At 59.0% G+C, this 18647-nt stretch carries 17 protein-coding genes and 1 pseudogene; 17 read left to right on the top strand and 1 reads right to left on the bottom strand.

Going from position 1 to position 18647, the window contains the following annotated elements; all coding sequences use genetic code 11:
* Positions 1 to 246 precede the first annotated feature (246 nt).
* The 15 genes from AC1DTN_RS27175 to AC1DTN_RS27105 all read left to right on the top strand — a co-directional run bounded on the left by AC1DTN_RS27175 (position 247) and on the right by AC1DTN_RS27105 (position 16338).
* Positions 247 to 450, top strand: a complete 204-nt coding sequence (locus AC1DTN_RS27175; protein ID WP_003551140.1) for an OB-fold nucleic acid binding domain-containing protein — start codon at positions 247 to 249, stop codon at positions 448 to 450.
* A complete protein-coding gene (locus tag AC1DTN_RS27170; RefSeq protein ID WP_003551138.1) occupies positions 447 to 899 on the top strand; it encodes a GNAT family N-acetyltransferase in 453 nt (150 codons plus the stop codon). The genes AC1DTN_RS27175 and AC1DTN_RS27170 overlap by 4 nt, the downstream gene beginning before the upstream one ends.
* 307 nt (positions 900 to 1206) lie before the next feature.
* On the top strand, positions 1207 to 1461 hold the full coding sequence (locus AC1DTN_RS27165; protein ID WP_310384367.1) for a DUF6894 family protein: 255 nt from the start codon (positions 1207 to 1209) through the stop codon (positions 1459 to 1461).
* 41 nt (positions 1462 to 1502) lie between these two features.
* Positions 1503 to 1784, top strand: a complete 282-nt coding sequence (locus tag AC1DTN_RS27160; protein WP_113184711.1) for a hypothetical protein — start codon at positions 1503 to 1505, stop codon at positions 1782 to 1784.
* A gap of 576 nt (positions 1785 to 2360) precedes the next feature.
* A complete protein-coding gene (locus AC1DTN_RS27155; RefSeq protein ID WP_113325016.1) occupies positions 2361 to 2645 on the top strand; it encodes a protein kinase family protein in 285 nt (94 codons plus the stop codon).
* A 227-nt stretch (positions 2646 to 2872) separates the two neighbouring features.
* Complete coding sequence (locus tag AC1DTN_RS27150; protein ID WP_477923365.1) at positions 2873 to 3007, top strand: hypothetical protein; 135 nt, start codon at positions 2873 to 2875, stop codon at positions 3005 to 3007.
* A gap of 31 nt (positions 3008 to 3038) precedes the next feature.
* Positions 3039 to 3272 carry a hypothetical protein gene (locus AC1DTN_RS27145; protein ID WP_477923364.1) on the top strand — a complete coding sequence of 78 codons (234 nt, stop codon included), beginning with the start codon at positions 3039 to 3041 and terminating at the stop codon, positions 3270 to 3272.
* Between the two features lie 209 nt (positions 3273 to 3481).
* Positions 3482 to 6697, top strand: coding sequence for an alpha-1,4-glucan--maltose-1-phosphate maltosyltransferase (locus tag AC1DTN_RS27140; protein WP_477923363.1), 3216 nt, complete (start codon positions 3482 to 3484; stop codon positions 6695 to 6697).
* 1 nt (position 6698) lies between these two features.
* Positions 6699 to 9992 carry a maltose alpha-D-glucosyltransferase gene (treS, locus tag AC1DTN_RS27135; RefSeq protein ID WP_113325013.1) on the top strand — a complete coding sequence of 1098 codons (3294 nt, stop codon included), beginning with the start codon at positions 6699 to 6701 and terminating at the stop codon, positions 9990 to 9992.
* The gene (glgB, locus tag AC1DTN_RS27130; protein WP_477923362.1) at positions 9989 to 12220 is read left to right on the top strand and encodes a 1,4-alpha-glucan branching protein GlgB; all 2232 of its coding nucleotides are present in this window, start codon (positions 9989 to 9991) and stop codon (positions 12218 to 12220) included. The genes treS and glgB overlap by 4 nt, the downstream gene beginning before the upstream one ends.
* Before the next feature lie 79 nt (positions 12221 to 12299).
* Complete coding sequence (locus AC1DTN_RS27125; RefSeq protein ID WP_113184716.1) at positions 12300 to 13031, top strand: Crp/Fnr family transcriptional regulator; 732 nt, start codon at positions 12300 to 12302, stop codon at positions 13029 to 13031.
* A 3-nt stretch (positions 13032 to 13034) separates the two neighbouring features.
* Positions 13035 to 13265, top strand: a complete 231-nt coding sequence (locus tag AC1DTN_RS27120) for a DUF6894 family protein (RefSeq protein ID WP_113325564.1) — start codon at positions 13035 to 13037, stop codon at positions 13263 to 13265.
* Between the two features lie 161 nt (positions 13266 to 13426).
* Positions 13427 to 14293 carry a TIGR02587 family membrane protein gene (locus tag AC1DTN_RS27115; RefSeq protein WP_477923358.1) on the top strand — a complete coding sequence of 289 codons (867 nt, stop codon included), beginning with the start codon at positions 13427 to 13429 and terminating at the stop codon, positions 14291 to 14293.
* Positions 14294 to 14301: 8 nt separating this feature from the next.
* Positions 14302 to 14703, top strand: a complete 402-nt coding sequence (locus AC1DTN_RS27110; protein WP_113184717.1) for a hypothetical protein — start codon at positions 14302 to 14304, stop codon at positions 14701 to 14703.
* A 561-nt stretch (positions 14704 to 15264) separates the two neighbouring features.
* On the top strand, positions 15265 to 16338 hold the full coding sequence (locus AC1DTN_RS27105) for a YihY/virulence factor BrkB family protein (protein ID WP_477923357.1): 1074 nt from the start codon (positions 15265 to 15267) through the stop codon (positions 16336 to 16338).
* A gap of 63 nt (positions 16339 to 16401) precedes the next feature.
* Here the strand turns inward: AC1DTN_RS27105 and AC1DTN_RS27100 are convergent, their stop codons facing one another.
* Positions 16402 to 16644: a hypothetical protein gene (locus AC1DTN_RS27100; RefSeq protein ID WP_477923355.1), complete on the bottom strand. Its 243-nt coding sequence runs from the start codon at positions 16642 to 16644 to the stop codon at positions 16402 to 16404.
* On the opposite strand from AC1DTN_RS27100, the gene AC1DTN_RS27095 reads away from it, so the two are divergent.
* Entirely contained in the window at positions 16643 to 17812 is a 1170-nt protein-coding gene (locus AC1DTN_RS27095) for a zinc-dependent alcohol dehydrogenase (RefSeq protein WP_477923353.1), read from the top strand. The genes AC1DTN_RS27100 and AC1DTN_RS27095 overlap by 2 nt on opposite strands.
* Before the next feature lie 10 nt (positions 17813 to 17822).
* Positions 17823 to 18623, top strand: a pseudogene (locus AC1DTN_RS27090) (SDR family NAD(P)-dependent oxidoreductase).
* The last annotated feature ends 24 nt before the right edge of the window (positions 18624 to 18647 follow it).

The following is an 18647-nucleotide window of genomic DNA, read 5'->3' as shown; positions in this document are numbered from 1 at the left end:
TTCGGGAACTTTTCTCTTTCCGAAAATCGGATACTTGCGCCGCTCAGTAATTTACATTGGCCTGCCGTTATGCATAGATCACGAACATGAGCACGCAGCGTAACATCGCCGTCAATAATAATGGCCCCCTTGGGGTCGTGGACGGCGTGTGCGCATTTTAGCGTAGCTCACTGATCATCACAGCCCTGCCGGTTTCGGAAGGGCTTCAGGTTTTGGCTTTTCCTCCCGGCTTTTCCGGAGAAAGTCATGTCTGATACCTTATCGTTAAGCCATCCAGCCATTGCCGATCTGTCCCATTGCATTGGGCATCGCGTTACAATTCATGGATTTGTCGACGCCATTCGCGACCAAAAGCGGATGCGCTTTATCGTTCTGCGCGACAAGACAGGAAAGGTTCAGCTCGCTCAAAACAAAGAAGGTTCAGCGCTGACAGAGGTGGAATTCGGATGATGGGCGACCGTGATGCTGTTGTGGTTAGGCAGATTGTAGAGCTGCCCGACCAGCTTGATCAATTGCTGCTAGAGGCGGAGGCAGAAGGCTTCGAGATGATTTCTGTGCTTGAAGACGAATGGCGCAGCGGGGCCAATCGCTTTGAGCGCCCAGGGGAAATTCTAGCTCTTGCCACAATCGATGGTGAGGTCGCCGGTATTGGCGGCACGACACAGGATTTCATGGATAGCGGTTGGCTGCGTATGAGGCGATTCTACGTTCGGCCAGCCTATCGAAGGCTAGGGGTTGGCAGACAGATCGCGTTGTTTGTTCTTGAACATGCGAAAGCTTTCGATCGCCCGATCGTACTTTATACCGCAGGCCCAGAGGCGGAAGCATTCTGGCCAACGATTGGATTTGTCCCAATTGAGCGCGATAACACGACCCATATCTTTCGTGGCAAGCAATGACGGCTTTGGGCCGAATCCTGCCTTTCAGTGCGAGCTACTATGCCGAGCCATTGAGCTTGGTTTACCGGAAATCTCGGGCTTTAGGGAATGAGCTCGGCATAGTATCCGGCTCGGGATAAATCCCGGACCTGCATATCGACACTCTGAAGGTCAAAAGCCGCAATTTCCACTGAAGCACCCGGACCCTGCACCCGAACAGGCAAGTTCGGCCGGCAAGTCACGTCGACTTTCATCGCTTGTCGACAGCAGCATCCTCTCGCGCGGGAACAAAGAGAGCTGTCCGATGTTGTTGGGCATGGAGGTCGCGATGCCAAAATTCATCTTTCAGGTCATCGATCGCACGAGCCCGGAACCGACCGAACTTGCACATGAGTTTCCAAGCCTTGAGGATGCAAAGCAGCAGGCACGGCTTGCCCTTGCCGAGATGGCCCGCGACGGCCTGCCTGAAGCACCGCTTAATATAGTCTCGGTCGAGCTCTTCGATGAAGATCGACGGCCGATCACCGAATTCAGACTGCTGCTCGAAGAAGTGCCGAAATCCGTTCGCGATCCAACGGCCTGACGGGCCAGGATCGCACACCAACCCCATCGCTGGAGGACAATTTGAATACCGCCAATCTTCAACTGGAAGGCATGGTCATGGCGCTCGCCTCGCTCTGCGAGACGCTGGCCGATAGGGGCGTGCTGGAGCACAAGGAAATTGGCGCTGCACTCGAACGGGCAAGAAGCGCTGTCGAGCAGGACGACACCCATCAGCTATCCGAGGCCAATCAGGCCGCCGTCCTGTTTCCGATCCACCTCCTAAGCCTGGCGAACCAGGCCCATCAGCGTGGCCAACGTTTCACGTTCTCCGACTATGCGGCTCTGGTCGGGAAGTTGACATGATCGCCGATGATCGCGGCCGATCGTCGAAGCGATTTCGGCCGCGCGCCGGCAGGCCAGGAACAGCCGGGATTACCGACGTTGGCCGACGATAATATCATTGGTTCTGCGTAGGGTCATCGGTTCTGGAATTGTCCGACCGACAAGCCGGAGTGCGACATGAACGCCGACCCGCGCACACGGGACAACCAGATTTAGCCCATGCCGGAACCCTGGATCACGCGTCTGCCGCCCTCGGACAGTGAGCCGCCTCCAGGCGTCCTTTCCTATCGGGAGCGCTTTTTCTAAGCCGTATAAGCCCAACCGTCCTGCGCGGTCGTAGCGAAGAAGACGGGACCAAGCCGATCGGTCGTGCCTGCCGGTCGGCGATCTCCGACGCCGAAGAGCTTTCGGTTTCGGCATGGAGGATCCCGACTACTTCATCCTCCGCCCAATCTGCCGCTGCCAGCAGATGCCAAGCTGGCGCCGGCAAAGCACCAGAACGTCTCTGGTCTCAGGGCCTCAAAGCGCCCTTGCGGCCAGCCGCGGAACTTCAAAACCGGGACGACGTTAAAAAGGGCGAACACGTGGAGAAAAGACATGAACGCCGTGAAATCCCCCGCCGTAAAGGCATACGAACTCGACAAGGCCAAGAACAAGGAGCAGGAAAACAAGGGGGAGCTGGACCAGGCCCTAGAGGATACGTTTCCAGCCTCCGATCCGGTCTCGCAATCCAGCACGTCGGTGGCCGGAGCGCCGCCAGCAAGCGAACCGCAAAAGCAGGAAGGATTTCTTGACGGTGCCAGAGGGTGGATCAAAAGCAATCCGCTTGCCGCTGTTGCCATCACCGCAGCCATCGCATGGATTTACGGCTCGACGCGATAGCGCACCGGCCCCGGCCGGGGAGGGGTTTTTGCAGGTGGTTCCCTGCGGATCGAGTTTGCCACTCCGCACCTTCGACAAGCCACACTTCCAAATGTCAGCCCGTGTAATCCAAGGCCGACCATTCATTCACGATTGATTAACCATAAACGCAGGTCTCTGGTCGTCAATTGTATCGGAATGGGACATCGCGACGTTCCTCTGTCATCTCAACACATAGAGGTGCGGGAATGGCAAAAGTGCTGATCGTGGAAGACGAAATGCTGATCCGCTTCGCGCTCGCCGACGCGTTGATCGATGCGGGGCACGTGGTGATCGAATGCGGGACCGTCCTCGAAGCGGTGGCTGCTTTTTTTCAGACATGACAAGATCGAGGCGCTCATCACGGATGTCGACATGCCTGGCGGCCTGACAGGTCTCGACCTTGCCGGACTTGTGAGGAGGACAAGATCATCCGTTCCGATATGGGTGACGTCAGGGCGCAAGGTCGATATTTCGCATATCAGGGGTGCTGCTTTTCTGACCAAGCCCTACGATTTCGCTGCGCTGGCAAAGACCGTCACCGATCATATCGAAACGGGCGGCCCAAGCTTGTCCCATTTCAGTTCGCGCTACCGTGTGCCGGGTTAATAGTCGCACAGGACGGGGTCGGCGGGGAACCGTCGGGCCCCCAAGCCCATCCGACATAATGTCTCTTCATAAAATGGAACCGTCGGCGACATCCACCGGTCGACCTCATCCTGTGTCGCGTCGCCAGGGAACAACTAAAGCCTTCGCTGGTTGAACTCGGCAATTGCAAGATCGGCCATTCGATTGGACGCGTGGAGACCCACCGAGTGATGACGACAGCATCTCAACCGACCGCTTCCACCAATCCTCCGCGGATCTACTACGTCAATCCGCTTTTGTTATCTGGCAGGGACCGATGGTTGGAGGTCTTCGATCATGCCCGGTTTCTGGGTTTCGATACAGTACTCTCAGCCCCACCATTTCTGAGAACCGGAGAGAGTCTTTTTTCAGCGCTGGATTACCAGGCGCTCGATCCGGCCCTTCAGTTGCAAGGGCCCTGCGACGAAGCCGTCGCCAGCCTTGCAAGGGATGCAAAGGAACGTGGCGTCGAATTGATGCTGGACCTTGCCGTCAGCCGGGGTGGCGAAGAGCGTGATCTGGAATCGCTGTCTCTCGACCCGCGACGATCGCCGGTGACGCCATTCGAAGCCGGGCCTTTCCCAAGCGCCGTGATCGAGGAGTGGCAGGCTCGGTTGGCAGTCTTTGCCGCTTGCGGCATTGCCGGCTACCGGATTGTCGGGCTGGATGTGTTGTCGCCCCGCGACTGGCAGCAGTTGATCGCTGCCTCCAGGGCTGCAAACCCAACAACACGCTATTTTGCCTATACGCCGGGAACCGACTTTGCGCTGCGCCATGCTTTGCGCGACTGCGGCTTCGATGGCAGCTTCTCGTCGTTTGCTTGGTGGGATCTGCGTGAAAGCTGGATCCTGGAGGAATATCGGCTGCAGCGCTCGCTCGGACCGCAGATTGCCTTTCCGGAAGCGCCTTTCGCCAAGCGGCTTGCTCACGGCACGGAAAGCAGGGAGATCCGTGAGAGACGGTCGCGCCGCGCGCTGCGTTTGGCGGTCGAGTTCGGCGACGGACTTCTCGTGCCGATGGGCTTCGAATTCGGTGCAATGCTGCCGCTCGATCCGACGCATGGCCATGGTGGCGGTCTGCGTCGTGTTAAAGCTGAAGGCGCCTTCGATATTTCGACCGAGTTGCGTAACCTGATATCGGATGACAACGACGCGTCCAGGCCGCGACTGCTTCTCAAAAGCGAGATGTCACCTCAGGTGACGGTCATCGCGCAGGCCAACAGGCCAGATATCAGGACTGCCGAGGAGGTGCGGCTGATAGCAGTCAACAGGGACTTGCGTCGCCCAGGCACCGTCCCCGAAACGATCCTCAATCGCCTGGTCTCGCCATTCGTGCCCGTCGATGCGGTCTCGGCCGGCCGACGTCTCGGCCCCGGCGAGGTCTGCGTCATTGCAACCCGAGCTCGTCCCGCCATAACGGCCGAAGCAGGGGAGTTGGTGCTTAATGACGCCACGCGATCGCCCCGCATCGCCATCGAAAAAGTCGAGCCGCAGGTTGACGACGGTCGGTTTCCTGTCAAACGCATCATCGGCGAGGCCGTCATGGTCGAGGCCGATATCTTCACCGACGGTCACGACCCCCTGTCAGCGGCACTTCTCTATCGTCCACGCGGCCAAGGGGAATGGCATGAGGCACGCATGGCACTTTCCGAAAATGACCGATGGCAAGGGAGTTTCGTTCTCGATCGGGTAGGCCGTTTCGAATTTTGCGTGGAAGCCTGGAAAAACCCCTTCGCCATCTTCCGGTACGAACTTCTTAAAAAGCACGAGGCCCGGCTCGACCTGCGGCTGGAGTTGATCGAGGGACAGGAACTCATTGCCAGGGCCGCGGCTGAGCCCGCCGACACCATGAGGATCGAGCAACGGACCGAGCTTGGCGCATTCCTGGCCGAACTCGAGCGCCGTGAAGGCATGGGCAAGCTCGACATCCTGCTTGCCCCGCGAATGGCCGAGCTGATGAGTCTTGCCGATCGGCGGCCCTTCAAGTCCCGATCAGCTGTGTATCGCGTCGAGTCGGAGCGGCGCGAGGCGGCCTTCGCGAGCTGGTACCAGATTTTTCCGCGCTCGCAGAGCGGCGATCCGAACCGCCACGGTACGTTTGAGGACGTCATCGCACGCCTGCCGGCGATCCGCGACATGGGGTTTGACGTTCTTTATTTCCCGCCGATCCATCCGATCGGCCGCACCAACAGGAAGGGCCGCAACAATTCACTGGTCGCCGCCCCCGCCGATCCCGGCAGCCCTTACGCGATTGGATCGGAAGCCGGCGGCCACGAGGCCATTCATCCTGAGCTCGGCGCCTTCGACGACTTCGAGCGCCTGGTTGATGAAGCGAGGCGGTTTGGATTAGAAATCGCGCTCGATCTCGCAATCCAGGCCTCTCCCGACCATCCCTGGCTGAGCGAACATCCCGGCTGGTTCGACTGGCGCCCCGACGGCACCATTCGTTACGCCGAAAACCCTCCGAAAAAATACGAGGACATTGTCAATGTCGATTTTTACGCCGAGGACGCCATACCAGCGCTCTGGGCGGAACTGCGCGACATCGTCGAGATGTGGGTCGATGAAGGGGTCAAGCTGTTTCGCGTCGACAACCCGCATACAAAACCCTTTCCCTTTTGGGAATGGATGATCGGGGATATCCGGGCGCGCCATCCAGACGTCATATTCCTGTCGGAGGCCTTCACCCGCCCGAAGGTCATGTATCGTCTGGCCAAGATCGGCTTCTCACAATCCTACACCTACTTCACCTGGCGCAACGAAAGATGGGAGCTCGAGCAGTATATGAGCGAGCTCACGACGAGCGAGGCTCGCGAATTTTTCCGCCCGCACTTCTTCGTCAACACGCATGACATAAACCCGGATTTCCTGCAGAACGCGCCGCGTCCTGCCTATGTCATACGCGCTGCGCTTGCCGCAACGCTCTCCGGTCTCTGGGGCGTCTATAACGGCTTCGAGCTTTGCGAAGGGCGCCCCGACGCCAAGCGCAAGGAATATGCCGACAGCGAAAAATACGAAATCCGCGCCTGGGACTACGACCGCCCGGGCAATATCAAGGCGGAAATCGCCATGCTTAACCGGATCCGCAGGGACAATCTCGCGCTGCAATCGCATCTCGGCCTGACGCTGCTGCCCTCGTCGAACCAAAAGATCATGTTTTTCGAAAAGGCGGGGGCCGGACGCCACAACGCCCTCTTGATCGCGGTGACGCTCAATCCCAACGGCATCGAGGAAAGCAACGTCGAGTTCCCGCTCTGGCAGTACGGTGTGGCCGATACAGGCACGCTCGCATTGGAGGATCTCGTCACTGGCCAGAATTTCACGCGAACCGGAAAATGGCAAACGATCAGGCTGGACCCGGCCCATTTGCCTTTCGCCATATGGCGGGTCAGGGCAGGGGAGGCCTGAGATGGACATAGCCTTCACGGAAGACAGAAAAACGATCACTGACGACGTGCTCTGGTACAAGGATGCGATCATATATCAGTTGCACATCAAGTCCTTCTACGACGCCAACGGCGATGGGATCGGTGATTTCGAGGGCCTTTATCAGAAACTCGATCATATCGCCGCGCTCGGCGTCAACGCCATCTGGCTCCTGCCATTCTTTCCCTCGCCACGGCGCGATGACGGCTACGACATTGCCGACTATCGCAATGTCAGTCCCGATTACGGGACGATCGACGATTTCCGCAAATTCGTCGCGGCCGCCCACGAACGCAATATCCGGGTAATCATCGAGCTCGTCATCAACCATACATCCGACCAGCATCCCTGGTTCCAGCGCGCCAGGCAGTCGCCGGCCGGCAGCCCTGACCGCGATTTTTACGTCTGGTCCGACAATGACCAGAAATTTCCCGAGACCCGCATCATCTTCCTGGATACGGAAAAATCGAACTGGACCTTCGATGCGGTCGCCGGTGCCTATTACTGGCACCGCTTCTATTCCCATCAGCCGGACCTGAACTTCGACAATCCCCGGGTGATGGAGGAGCTCATCGATATCATGCGCTTTTGGCTCGAAACCGGGATCGACGGCTTTCGGCTCGACGCGATCCCCTATCTAGTGGAGCGTGAGGGCACCAACAACGAGAACCTGCCCGAAACTCACGCGATCCTGAAACAGATCCGCGCAGCGCTAGATGCCACCCATCCAGGCGTGATGCTGCTAGCCGAGGCAAACCAGTGGCCGGAGGACACACGCGAATATTTCGGGAATGGTGACGAGTGCCACATGGCTTTCCATTTCCCGTTGATGCCGCGCATGTACATGGCGATCGCCAAGGAAGACCGCTTTCCGATCACCGACATCATGCGGCAGACGCCCGACATACCCGAGACCTGCCAATGGGCGATCTTCCTGAGGAACCATGACGAGCTAACACTGGAAATGGTGACCGACGCCGAGCGCGACTATCTCTGGGAGACCTATGCATCCGACAAGCGCGCCCGGATCAATCTGGGCATCCGTCGCCGCCTGGCGCCGCTGATGGAGCGTGATCGCCGGCGTATCGAATTGATGAACGCGCTCCTCCTGTCCATGCCCGGTACGCCCGTCGTCTACTATGGAGACGAGATCGGCATGGGCGATAATATCTATCTTGGCGACCGGGATGGCGTGCGAACGCCGATGCAATGGTCGCCCGACCGCAATGGTGGCTTTTCGCGAGCAGATCCCGCTCGCCTCGTCTTGCCGCTGGTTGCCGATGCGCTCTATGGGTTCGAGGCCCTCAATGTCGAGGCACAGGTCTCCGATGCCCATTCCCTGTTGAACTGGACCCGGCGCATGCTGGCATTGCGCGGCCGCCACAGCGCCTTCGGGCGCGGCACGCTGCGTTTTCTCACGCCGAGCAACCGGCGCATTCTTGCCTATCTTCGCGAGCATGACGACGAAGTCATCCTGTGCGTGGTCAATCTCTCGCGGCTCCCCCAGGCTGTCGAGCTCGACCTATCAGCCTTCGAAGGCCGCATTCCCATCGAGCTGACCGGTATGTCGCCTTTCCCGCCGATCGGCCAGCTGACCTATCTGCTGACCTTGCCTCCCTATGGATTTTTCTGGTTCCAGCTCAATGCCGAAGCAGATGGTCCCGCCTGGCGCATGGCCCCGCCCGAGCAATTGGCCGACTTCCTCACGCTCGTCGTCCGGCGCAGTCTGACGGAGCTCGTCGAACAGCCCCAGCATGCGGCGATCCTCAGCCGCGATATTCTGCCGGCCTATCTGTCCAAGCGCCGCTGGTTCGGCGCCAAGGACCAGCCCCTTCAAGAGGCGCGGCTTGTCTCGGCGTCACCCATTCCGTTTGCCGAGGGTGTCGTGCTCGGCGAGCTGGAGGCCGTGCTTCCCGATCATGTCGAAACCTACCAGCTGCCGCTGGCAGCCGAATGGGACGACACGGCGCCGAACGTGCTTGGCCAACAGCTGTCGCTTGCGCGTATAAGACAGGGCAGGCGTGTCGGCTTCCTAACCGATGGTTTTGCGGTCGAAACAATGGCACGCGGCATCCTGAGAGGGCTCTGCGACCGCTCGATCGTCAGCGGTCGGACAGGCCAGATCGAGTTCGTTGGTACCGACCGGATCGATTGTCTGGCGCTGAGCGACGACATGCCAATCCGCTGGCTATCGGCCGAACAGTCGAACAGCTCGCTCATTGTCGGCGACCTGGCGATGATCAAGCTCATCCGCCATATCTTCATCGGCGTCCATCCCGAAGTCGAAATGACCCGCCATCTGACCGAGCACGGATATGAACATACCGCACCGTTGCTTGGCGAGGTTGTACGCACCGATGGCGAAGGCAGGCGCTCGACCCTGATCATCGTCCAGGGTGCCATCCGCAACCAGGGTGATGCGTGGAATTGGATGCTTGGCAACCTCCGGCGGGTTGCCGACGAGATCGTCATGACCGAAACCGCAATTGAGACGGCCGACGAGCAGTTGCAACCACTACTGACCTTCGTTGCCATGGTCGGAGAGCGGCTTGGTGAACTGCATGTGCTCCTGTCACGACCGACCGAAGACGAGGCATTTTCACCGTTCCGGGCGGGCGATGGGGACGTCGATGTCATCAGAAAATCCGTCACCGGCGAAATCGCCTATGCGTTTTCCAAACTGGTCGACATCGGCGAAGACGTCGATGGCGACCTTCGTGAGCGTATCGGGCTTCTTCTTGGCAAACAGGACCGGATCATCAAACTCGCCGGAGATCTCGCTGGCCAGGCAAGAGGCACGCTGCTGACCCGGACGCATGGGGACTTTCACCTTGGCCAGATCCTGGTCACCGAAGGAGATGCCGTCATCATCGATTTCGAGGGAGAACCGGCACGCAACCTCGCTGAAAGAAGGGCCAAGACAAGCCCACTCCGTGACGCTGCCGGCCTGTTGCGTTCGCTGGACTACCTGACGGCGACTGCCATGCTCGAAAATGACGCGATATCCGATCACCACGATGCACGGCGTCGTGAGGTCATTACCCGTTTTGGCAGAAGCGCAGAACAGGTGTTCCTGCAGGCCTATGTCAAGGCGCTTTCAGCCTCACCCGATCTGCCGAAGACCTCGGAAGAGATCCGGCGCGTCCTCGACATTTTCCTCCTCGAAAAGGCCGCCTACGAGATCGCCTATGAAGCGCGAAACCGTCCGAAATGGCTGCCGATCCCGCTCAATGGCTTTGCCAACATCCTGACCCGACTTTCGGAGACCCGCTTATGATAACCGACCTCGCCGACATCTTCTTCGGTGTGGAGGCGGATGCGCTGCAAGCTCTCACCGAGGGAAGGCATGGCGATGCTTTTTCGATCCTCGGCATGCACCCGGCCGGTGACGGCCGCTTCAGCTTCAGAGCTTTTCTTCCTGGAGCATTGGGACTTGAGGTGATCGATCGCCAGAGTGGTGCACTGCTTGCTTCGGCCGATCTCGTTCACCCGGCCGGCCTCTTTGGAGCAATCCTTGCCGACCATGGCCCTTACAGTCTGAGGATCCACTGGCCAGACGGGGTCCAGCTCACAGATGATCCCTACAGTTTCGGGCCGCTGCTTGGCGAGCTCGACCTTCATCTCATTTCGGAAGGCACGCATTATAATCTCACCAGAGCACTGGGCGCCGTCCCGCTTGAAGTCGACAAAGTGGCCGGCGTACGCTTCGCCGTCTGGGCACCGAATGCTCGGCGCGTATCGGTCGTCGGCGACTTCAATTCCTGGGACGGCCGCCGTCATCCGATGCGACTTCGCCCGCAGGCCGGCATATGGGAGATATTCATCCCTCATCTTACCGTTGGTGAGCGCTATAAGTTCGAGATCCTCGATCGGCACGGCAATCTTCTCGCCCAGAAGGCTGATCCGGTGGCACGGGCGGCAGAGCCGGCGCCGTCGACCGCCTCCGTCGTCGCCTCGATCGACCCGTTCTCCTGGAGTGACGCCGCATGGATGGACGGGGGGCGGCGGGGGGCGGACCGGCTGGGCGAGCCATTCTCGATCTACGAGGTTCATGCCGGCTCCTGGTTGCGCGACATGCAGGATGGCGCACGCGCGCTCGACTGGGTAGAGCTGTCGCAGCGGCTCATTCCCTACGTTCGCGACATGGGCTTCACTCACATTGAGCTGCTACCGATCATGGAGCATCCCTTCGGTGGATCTTGGGGCTATCAGCCACTCGGTCTCTTCGCACCGACCGGTCGCTACGGCACACCCGAGGATTTTGCCTATTTCGTCGATCGCTGCCACGGCGCCGGTATCGGTGTCTTGCTTGATTGGGTTCCGGCGCATTTTCCGACTGACGTGTGGGGCCTGGTGCAGTTCGACGGGACTGCGCTTTACGAGCATGAAGACCCGCGAGAAGGGTTTCATCAAGACTGGAATACCCTGATCTACAATCTTGGCCGCAACGAGGTCAAAGGCTTTCTCATCGCCAGCGCGCTCGAATGGCTGGAGCACTATCATATCGACGGATTGCGCGTCGATGCCGTCGCATCGATGCTCTACCGCGACTATAGCCGCGCGGATGGCGAATGGGTACCGAACCGCTATGGCGGGCGCGAAAACCTCGAAGCCATCGAATTCTTCAAGCACCTCAACAGCATCGTCCACGAACGCTACCCGAATGCACTGATGATCGCGGAGGAATCGACCGCCTTTCCAAACATGACCAAGTCACCTGAAGCAGGCGGCCTGGGCTTCGACATGAAATGGAACATGGGTTGGATGCATGACACGCTTCATTACATGTCCGACGATGCGATTTACCGGAAATACCATCACGGCTCGATGACCTTCGGCATGATTTATGCCTATAGCGAGCGTTTCATTCTGCCATTCTCCCATGACGAGGTCGTTCACGGGAAAGCGTCGATGCTTTCCAAGATGCCGGGGGACAAGTGGCAGAAACTGGCCAATCTGCGCGCCCTTTTCGGTTTCATGTGGGGCCACCCCGGCAAGAAGCTCATCTTCATGGGATGCGAGATCGGCCAGAGATCGGAATGGAGCCATGACGGTTCCATCGAATGGGATCTTCTGGATGATCCTGTTCACGCTGGCCTGCAGCGGCTCGTGCGGGATCTCAACCGCATTTACCGACATTTTCCCTGCTTGCACTATGGCGACACCGAAGCTGACGGCTTCGAATGGGCAGTTGCCGACGATGCGGAAAACTCGGTCCTCGCAATGCTGCGCTATGACCACGAACGGCGCTCTGCGATACTGGTGGTTTCAAACTTCACCCCGATGTCACGGCCCGGTTACCGGATCGGTGTCCCATTTTCCGGCCGCTGGCGGCAAATACTCAACACCGATGCGGCCGTATATGGCGGCGCGGGCGTAGGAGCTGGCGACCGGGACACGCAGCCCGTCGAGGCGCATGGTCGTGGTCAATCGCTTCTCGCGGATCTTCCGCCTCTGGCGACAATGATGTTTATCTGCGAGCACGACCGGAACCACGAGCTCTGAAATGGCGTTCAATAGAGATTGATACGCCTCCGGGCCGGCCCTGCGGCGTGCTCCTGGCCAGTGGCGATGGGAGGAAGAGATGGGGCCTAGCCAGGACAAAATATCCAATCGTATGCTGACGGCTCTCGAGCGGGACGATTTTGGCCTCCTTGCGCCCTACCTGGAGATGGTCGATCTCCCGTCGCAATTCAGGATTGCCGTGCCTCGGGAAAAGCTCGAACACGTCTATTTTCTCGAAAGCGGCGTCGGGGCTGTCATGACTGTTTCGTCGACAGGCCAGATGGCGGAAGCCGGCATGTTCGGTTGGGAAGGCTTTGTGCCCACTGCCACGATCATCGGCGACGATACGGTCCCTTACCTGATCGAAATGAATGTCGGGGGAGCAGGTTACCGCGTTCCGATCGCCGCGATGCGCGAAGCGACCATGAGGAGTTCAAACTTTCAGGTCCCCCTTATCAAATACATGCATGTTTTCGCAACCCAGGTCGCCTACACCGCGCTTGCCAATGTCCGCTACCTGCTTGAGCAACGACTGGCACGCTGGATTCTGATGTGCCACGATCGCCTTCGCACCGACGAGATGGCGATAACGCACGACTATATCGCGCTGATGTTAGGGGCGCGCCGCCCCGGTGTGACGACCTCGCTCCACGTCCTTGAAGGCCATCACCTGATCCGCTCGCTAAGGGGGTCGATCATAGTCCGCAACCGTGCGGGTCTGGAAGAATTTGCGGCCGGCTCTTATGGCGTTCCCGAGCATGAATACGAGCGATTGATCGGAGCGAACGGACGTGGCAACTCCAAACGGTGAAGCATGCGATACTATTTTCACATCAGGAATGGCGACGAGCTGATCTGCGACCCCGAAGGAAGCGTGTGCGCCAACGTTGCCGTCGCAATCGAGGAAGCAAAGGCGCATGCGCGTGAACTCATGGCAGAACGGCTGAAGTCCGGCCGGGAAATGGACGGACAGACGTTCGAAATCGTTGACGAGAAAGGATTGCTTGCCGCCACGGTCCGGTTCAAGGATGCCTTGCCGTCCTAGACGGTCCTGGCGGGAACCAGGTCATGCTCGACTTTGGATCGTGAAGATCCTAGCCTCACGCGACCTGCATCTCTCAAATATGTCTATATTTCGCCAATGTTGCCTGCGCGCCGCTCCTGGCACTGGCCAGGCGCCACCGCTTGCCTAGTTTTATGGCGATCATGGCTTTGAACGCACAGCAGAGACAATCCCGAAAATGGAACGGCACCCGATTTGCTGCGGGACTCGGCCGCGGGCTTGCAGGCGCGCTGATATTTGCCCTGCCGATGTTCATGACGATGGAGATGTGGGAACTTGGCTTCTACATGGATCGTAGCCGATTACTGATCTTGCTTCTCCTCAACATTCCGCTGCTCATTGTTCTGTCCAACAATGTCGGTTTCGAGGCTACCCATACCTGGAGCGATGCGATCCGGGACGCGGCCATCGCCTATGCAATTGGCATCGTCTCCTCCACCGCAGTCCTGACCGCGGTCGGTGTCCTGCAGTTTGGTCAGCCATTTCACGAGGTCGTTGGAAAAATCGCCGTGCAGGCTGTTCCGGCAAGCATCGGCGCACTTCTTGCCCGTAGCCAGCTGAACGGCGATACGGGAGACAACACCGAGGACGACGACGATCCGATCCAGGAGGGGCCGGCAGACTATGCCGGCGAGATGTTTCTGATGGCGATTGGCGCGCTCTTTCTTGGCCTTAACGTCGCGCCGACCGAGGAGATGATCCTGCTATCCTACAAAATGACGCCATGGCACGTCCTGGCTGTCGTTGCACTTTCCCTCCTTGTCATGCACGGTTTCGTCTATGCCGTTTCCTTCAAGGGCGGACATGAGATCGGCGACGAGGTGCCAGCCTGGCATGTCATCATCCGCTTCACACTGCCGGGATATGTGATGTCCCTTCTTGTCAGCGCATACGCATTGTGGACTTTCGAGCGTTTTGGAGATGCGGCGATCTGGCCGATGCTCACCGCCGTCATCGTTCTTGGCCTGCCGTGTTCGATCGGCGCGGCCGCCGCGCGACTGATACTATGAGGAGTCCAGTGGACGATAAGCCGAACGGCACCGCAAACAAGCCCCACCCTGTCGAATGGGCGGTCGGGCTGGCGAGTACGCTGCTCGTGACAGCCATGATCGGTTTCATCTTTTATCAGGCGATCACACAATCGCCTTTGCCGCCTCGCCTCTCGATCAAAAGGCTTCCGCCTATGGCGGGGGATTCAGACCATCAGGTCCGTTTCGCTGTCCAAAATGATGCAAATAAGACCGCCTCTGCGGTGCACGTTCAAGGCGAGGCCAAAAGGCTGGACGGCGGGACAGAGGTCTCGGAAGCGACATTCGACTACGTGCCGGCACAGTCGCTGGCAACGGGCGCGTTGATCTTTTCGATACCCGTCACCGAGGCCAACCTGACGATCCGGGCATCCGGATATATGGACCCCTGACTTCAGGCGAGGTGGCCTGGGACAAAACTGAGCCGCGACGAGGTTGGTTCGCACTTGCGACGCGGACAGGACCAAGGCGAGCATTCCGAAGCTTTTCTGACCTCGTCTTCGGTTTCAGCCTTCTGCAGCTTGCCACGCACTGGCGCCGGATTTCACCTTGCCAACAGTTGGAAAGCCGCGCTGATGGTCTGGCCATCTGGTGAACTTGATCAACACGACCGACGGGGCAGAAGGGACGATGTTTCGACGGACGAGGCTCCGAGTACCTTCGGCTGTACTTCAAGTGACCCTAATACTTTCGGCGGTTTTGGTCTCACCGGAGGACACAGTCGCGGGTCGATGGTCCCGAGGCCAGACAGGAGCCTTTCCGGTCTTAACGCGTTCATATTTTTGGCGCTCGACGATCAGGCAGACCCTCGAGCAGAAGAGTAATGAGATGATTGGAACAAATCGGCCTTTTGCACGATTGCGCCATCAGCAGCCGCGGACTGAGCGATCAGCGATAGCTTTGATATCTGGTTGACCTCATTGCATAGGGCCTGGCGGCAAGCAACGGAGCAGATGGATATGGGAATGCAACGGCACAATGTACCCAAGATTGTTTTGGGGCTTGCGGCTGTTGCCGGCCTCGCTTTGTCCCTTGGAGGGGGCAGGGGTCGATCGCAGATAAATGCTGCGCCCGGTCACGATGTTGGTCGCGGCAGAGAGGCCGATGTTCCGGAAGAAATCCCAATGCGGGGGTTGCGGGACGTTTTCTGGCGCGTCGTCGGGGAGGTCAGCGAAGACAGGGTGATGCTGATCGCGGGCGGTGTGACCTTCTACCTGTTGCTAGCGATGTTTCCCGCTCTTGCTGCTCTCGTTTCCCTATACGGCCTCGCCGCCGATCCGATGACCATCGCAAATCATCTGCGCAAGCTTGCGATCATGCTGCCACCCGGAGCCTTTGACATCGTTGCCGACCAGATCCGGGCGCTCGCCGGCCGACGGGAAGAAAGTCTGGGAATAACGTTTTTCGTCGGCCTCGCTTTCGCGCTTTGGAGCACTCATAGCGGCACGCTCGCCCTTTTTGACGCGATGAACGTAGCCTACGAGGAAAAGGAAAAACGCGGCCTCGTCCGCCTCAACCTTATAGGCCTTGCCTTTACGCTTTGCGCCATCGTCGGCGCAATTGCGGTGGTGGCACTGATTGCGGTCATACCGCTCATTCTGTCCTATGTCTGGCTTGACGGGTTGAAAGAGAAGCTCGCCCTCTTTGGCCGTTGGCCGCTGCTGCTCATCATCGTCGCCGGCGCGGTCACGACGATTTATCGGTTCGCACCGAGCCGCGAACCAGCAAGGTTGCGCTGGCTGACCTGGGGAGCGGTGTTGACGACGATCGCCTGGTCGGCAATGTCGCTTGGATTTGCTTTCTATTTGGACCACTTCGCCAACTATAATGCCACGTACGGGACACTCGGCGCGTTGATCGGCCTGCTGGTCTGGATCTGGCTCTCCGTCACCATCCTCATCATTGGCGCCGAGCTCAATGCCGAGCTTGAGCATCAGACGACAAGGGACACCACGACCGGCGCGCCGCGGCCGATGGGCACACGCGGCGCTTATGTTGCCGACACGCTAGGGCGCCAGGCCGATTGAACCGCTGTATTGACTGCGCGCGAGCCCGTCTCAATGGCTGCGATCATCAATGCTGAAGGCGCCTCAGCCATTGCTTGTCAACCCGGCGACCTTGGGCCCCGCAAGAAACACGATCGGATTCGCGATGATCGCGAGCATCGGGATCGCAATAGCACCGGCGAACGATTTGTGGGGAACAAGGTCGCCACGCTGAGGTTTGGGATCATCAACCGAACCTGCCAAAGATCGTCGCGTGCCGTAGCGGCTTCCGATTTGCGACAATGCAGGAACAAAGGCAGCAGAATTGACAAGAGGAGGACGACGCATGAAGGCGCTTACCTGGCACGGCAAACATGACATCCGCTGCGAGAGCGTACCCGATCCGGAGATTGAGGACGGTCGCGACGCGATCATTAAGGTTACCGCCTGCGCCATCTGCGGCTCGGACCTTCACCTTTTCAATGGCGTCATGCCCGACATGCACAGTGGCGACATTATGGGCCACGAAACGATGGGCGAGGTCGTGGAAGTCGGCAAGGACAATCCCAAGCTCAAGGTCGGCGATCGCGTCGTCGTTCCCTTTACGATTTCCTGCGGCGAGTGCTTCTTCTGCAGGCGGGGCTTCTTCTCAGGTTGCGAACGGTCCAACCCCGATCCCTCAAAGGTCACCAAAATGTGGGGAAATTCGCCCGCCGGCCTGTTCGGCTATACGCATCTGCTCGGCGGCTACAGCGGCGGACAGGCGGAATATCTGCGCGTGCCTTATGCCGATGTCGGTCCGATCAAGGTCCCGGACGGTCTGAGCGATGAGCAGGTTCTCTTTCTTTCCGACATCTTTCCGACCGGCTACATGGCGGCTGAATTCTGCAACATCCAGCCCGGCGAGACGATCGCAGTCTGGGGATGCGGGCCAGTGGGTCAGATGGCGATCAAGTCCGCCTTTATTCTTGGTGCCGAACGGGTAATCGCCATCGACACCGTGCCGGAGCGCATGGCGCTCGCGCACAGATCGGGTGCCATCACGCTCGATTTCCGGGATGAGGATATCTACGACAGGGTCATGGAACTGACGAGCGGCCGCGGGGCGGATGCCTGCATCGATGCGGTAGGCACCGAGGCGGACGCCTCGGCAAGCTGGGATTCGCGCATCGACCGCATCAAGGTCGCGACTTTCATGGGGACCGACCGGCCCCACGTCTTGCGTCAGGCGATCCATTGCTGCCGGAACTTCGGCACAGTCTCGATCGTCGGCGTCTACGGCGGCTATCTCGACAAGATCCCGATGGGTTCTGCAATCAACCGTGGCCTGACGTTCAAGATGGCCCAGACGCCCGTCCAACGCTACCTGCCGCTTCTGATGGAGCGCATTCAGAAAGGCGAAATCGATCCTTCATTCGTGATAACACATCGGGCGTCTTTGGAGGACGGTCCTGATCTCTACAAAACGTTTCGCGACAAACAGGATGGTTGCATCAAGGTTGTCCTCAAGCCCTAGGAGAAACAAAATGGCCGAAACTGCTTCGACGAAAGGCATGGCCGTTATTACCGGCGCTCCACCGGCATCGGCTTCGAGCTTGCCCAATGCGCCGCACGCGATGGTTACGATCTCATCATCGCCGCCGACGAAGCCCGCATCGTGCAGGCGGCGTCCCGACTGAAAGCTTTCGGTGTCGCGGTCGAGCCCATCGAGACTGACCTTTCGACTCTTGAGGGCGTCGATAGATTGATCGAGCGCATCGAGGCCGACGGTCGGTCCGTCGATCTCCTGATGGCGAATGCCGGCCGTGGTCTTGGTAAGGGTTTTCTCGATCAGAATTTCGCCGACGTGCGCAAGGTGGTGGACACAAATATCACCGGTACGATCTATCTCGTTCAGCAAATAGGCAATCATATGCGCGCCCGTGGTGAAGGGCGGATCCTGCTGACCGGTTCGATCGCCGGTTTCATGCCGGGCTCCTACCAGGCCGTCTACAAACGGCACGAAGGCCTTCATCAACAGCTTCTCCTTCGCGCTGCGCGAGGAACTGAGAGGCAGCGGCGTAACCGTAAGCTGCTTGATGCCCGGTGCGACTGAAACGGAATTCTTCAAACGAGCCGACTTGATGGATACGTCGATCGGTCAGGCAAAGAAGGACGATCCGGCCGATGTGGCGCGGATCGGCTATGACGCCATGCTCGACGGAGAAGGTGATGTCGTCAGCGGCTGGAAGAACAAATTGCAGGCCGCCGTCGCCAATGTGACGCCAGCCAGCGTACTCGCGCATCAGCATGCAAAAATGGCAGAGCCTGGGTCGGGCACTAAATAGCCCTCAGACAGGCCCCGCCGCTGG

This window comes from Rhizobium sp. 01T444, assembly GCF_056398305.1.
The sequence above is the reverse complement of the archived record's forward strand: the minus strand, read 5'-3'. Positions and strand labels throughout refer to the sequence as shown.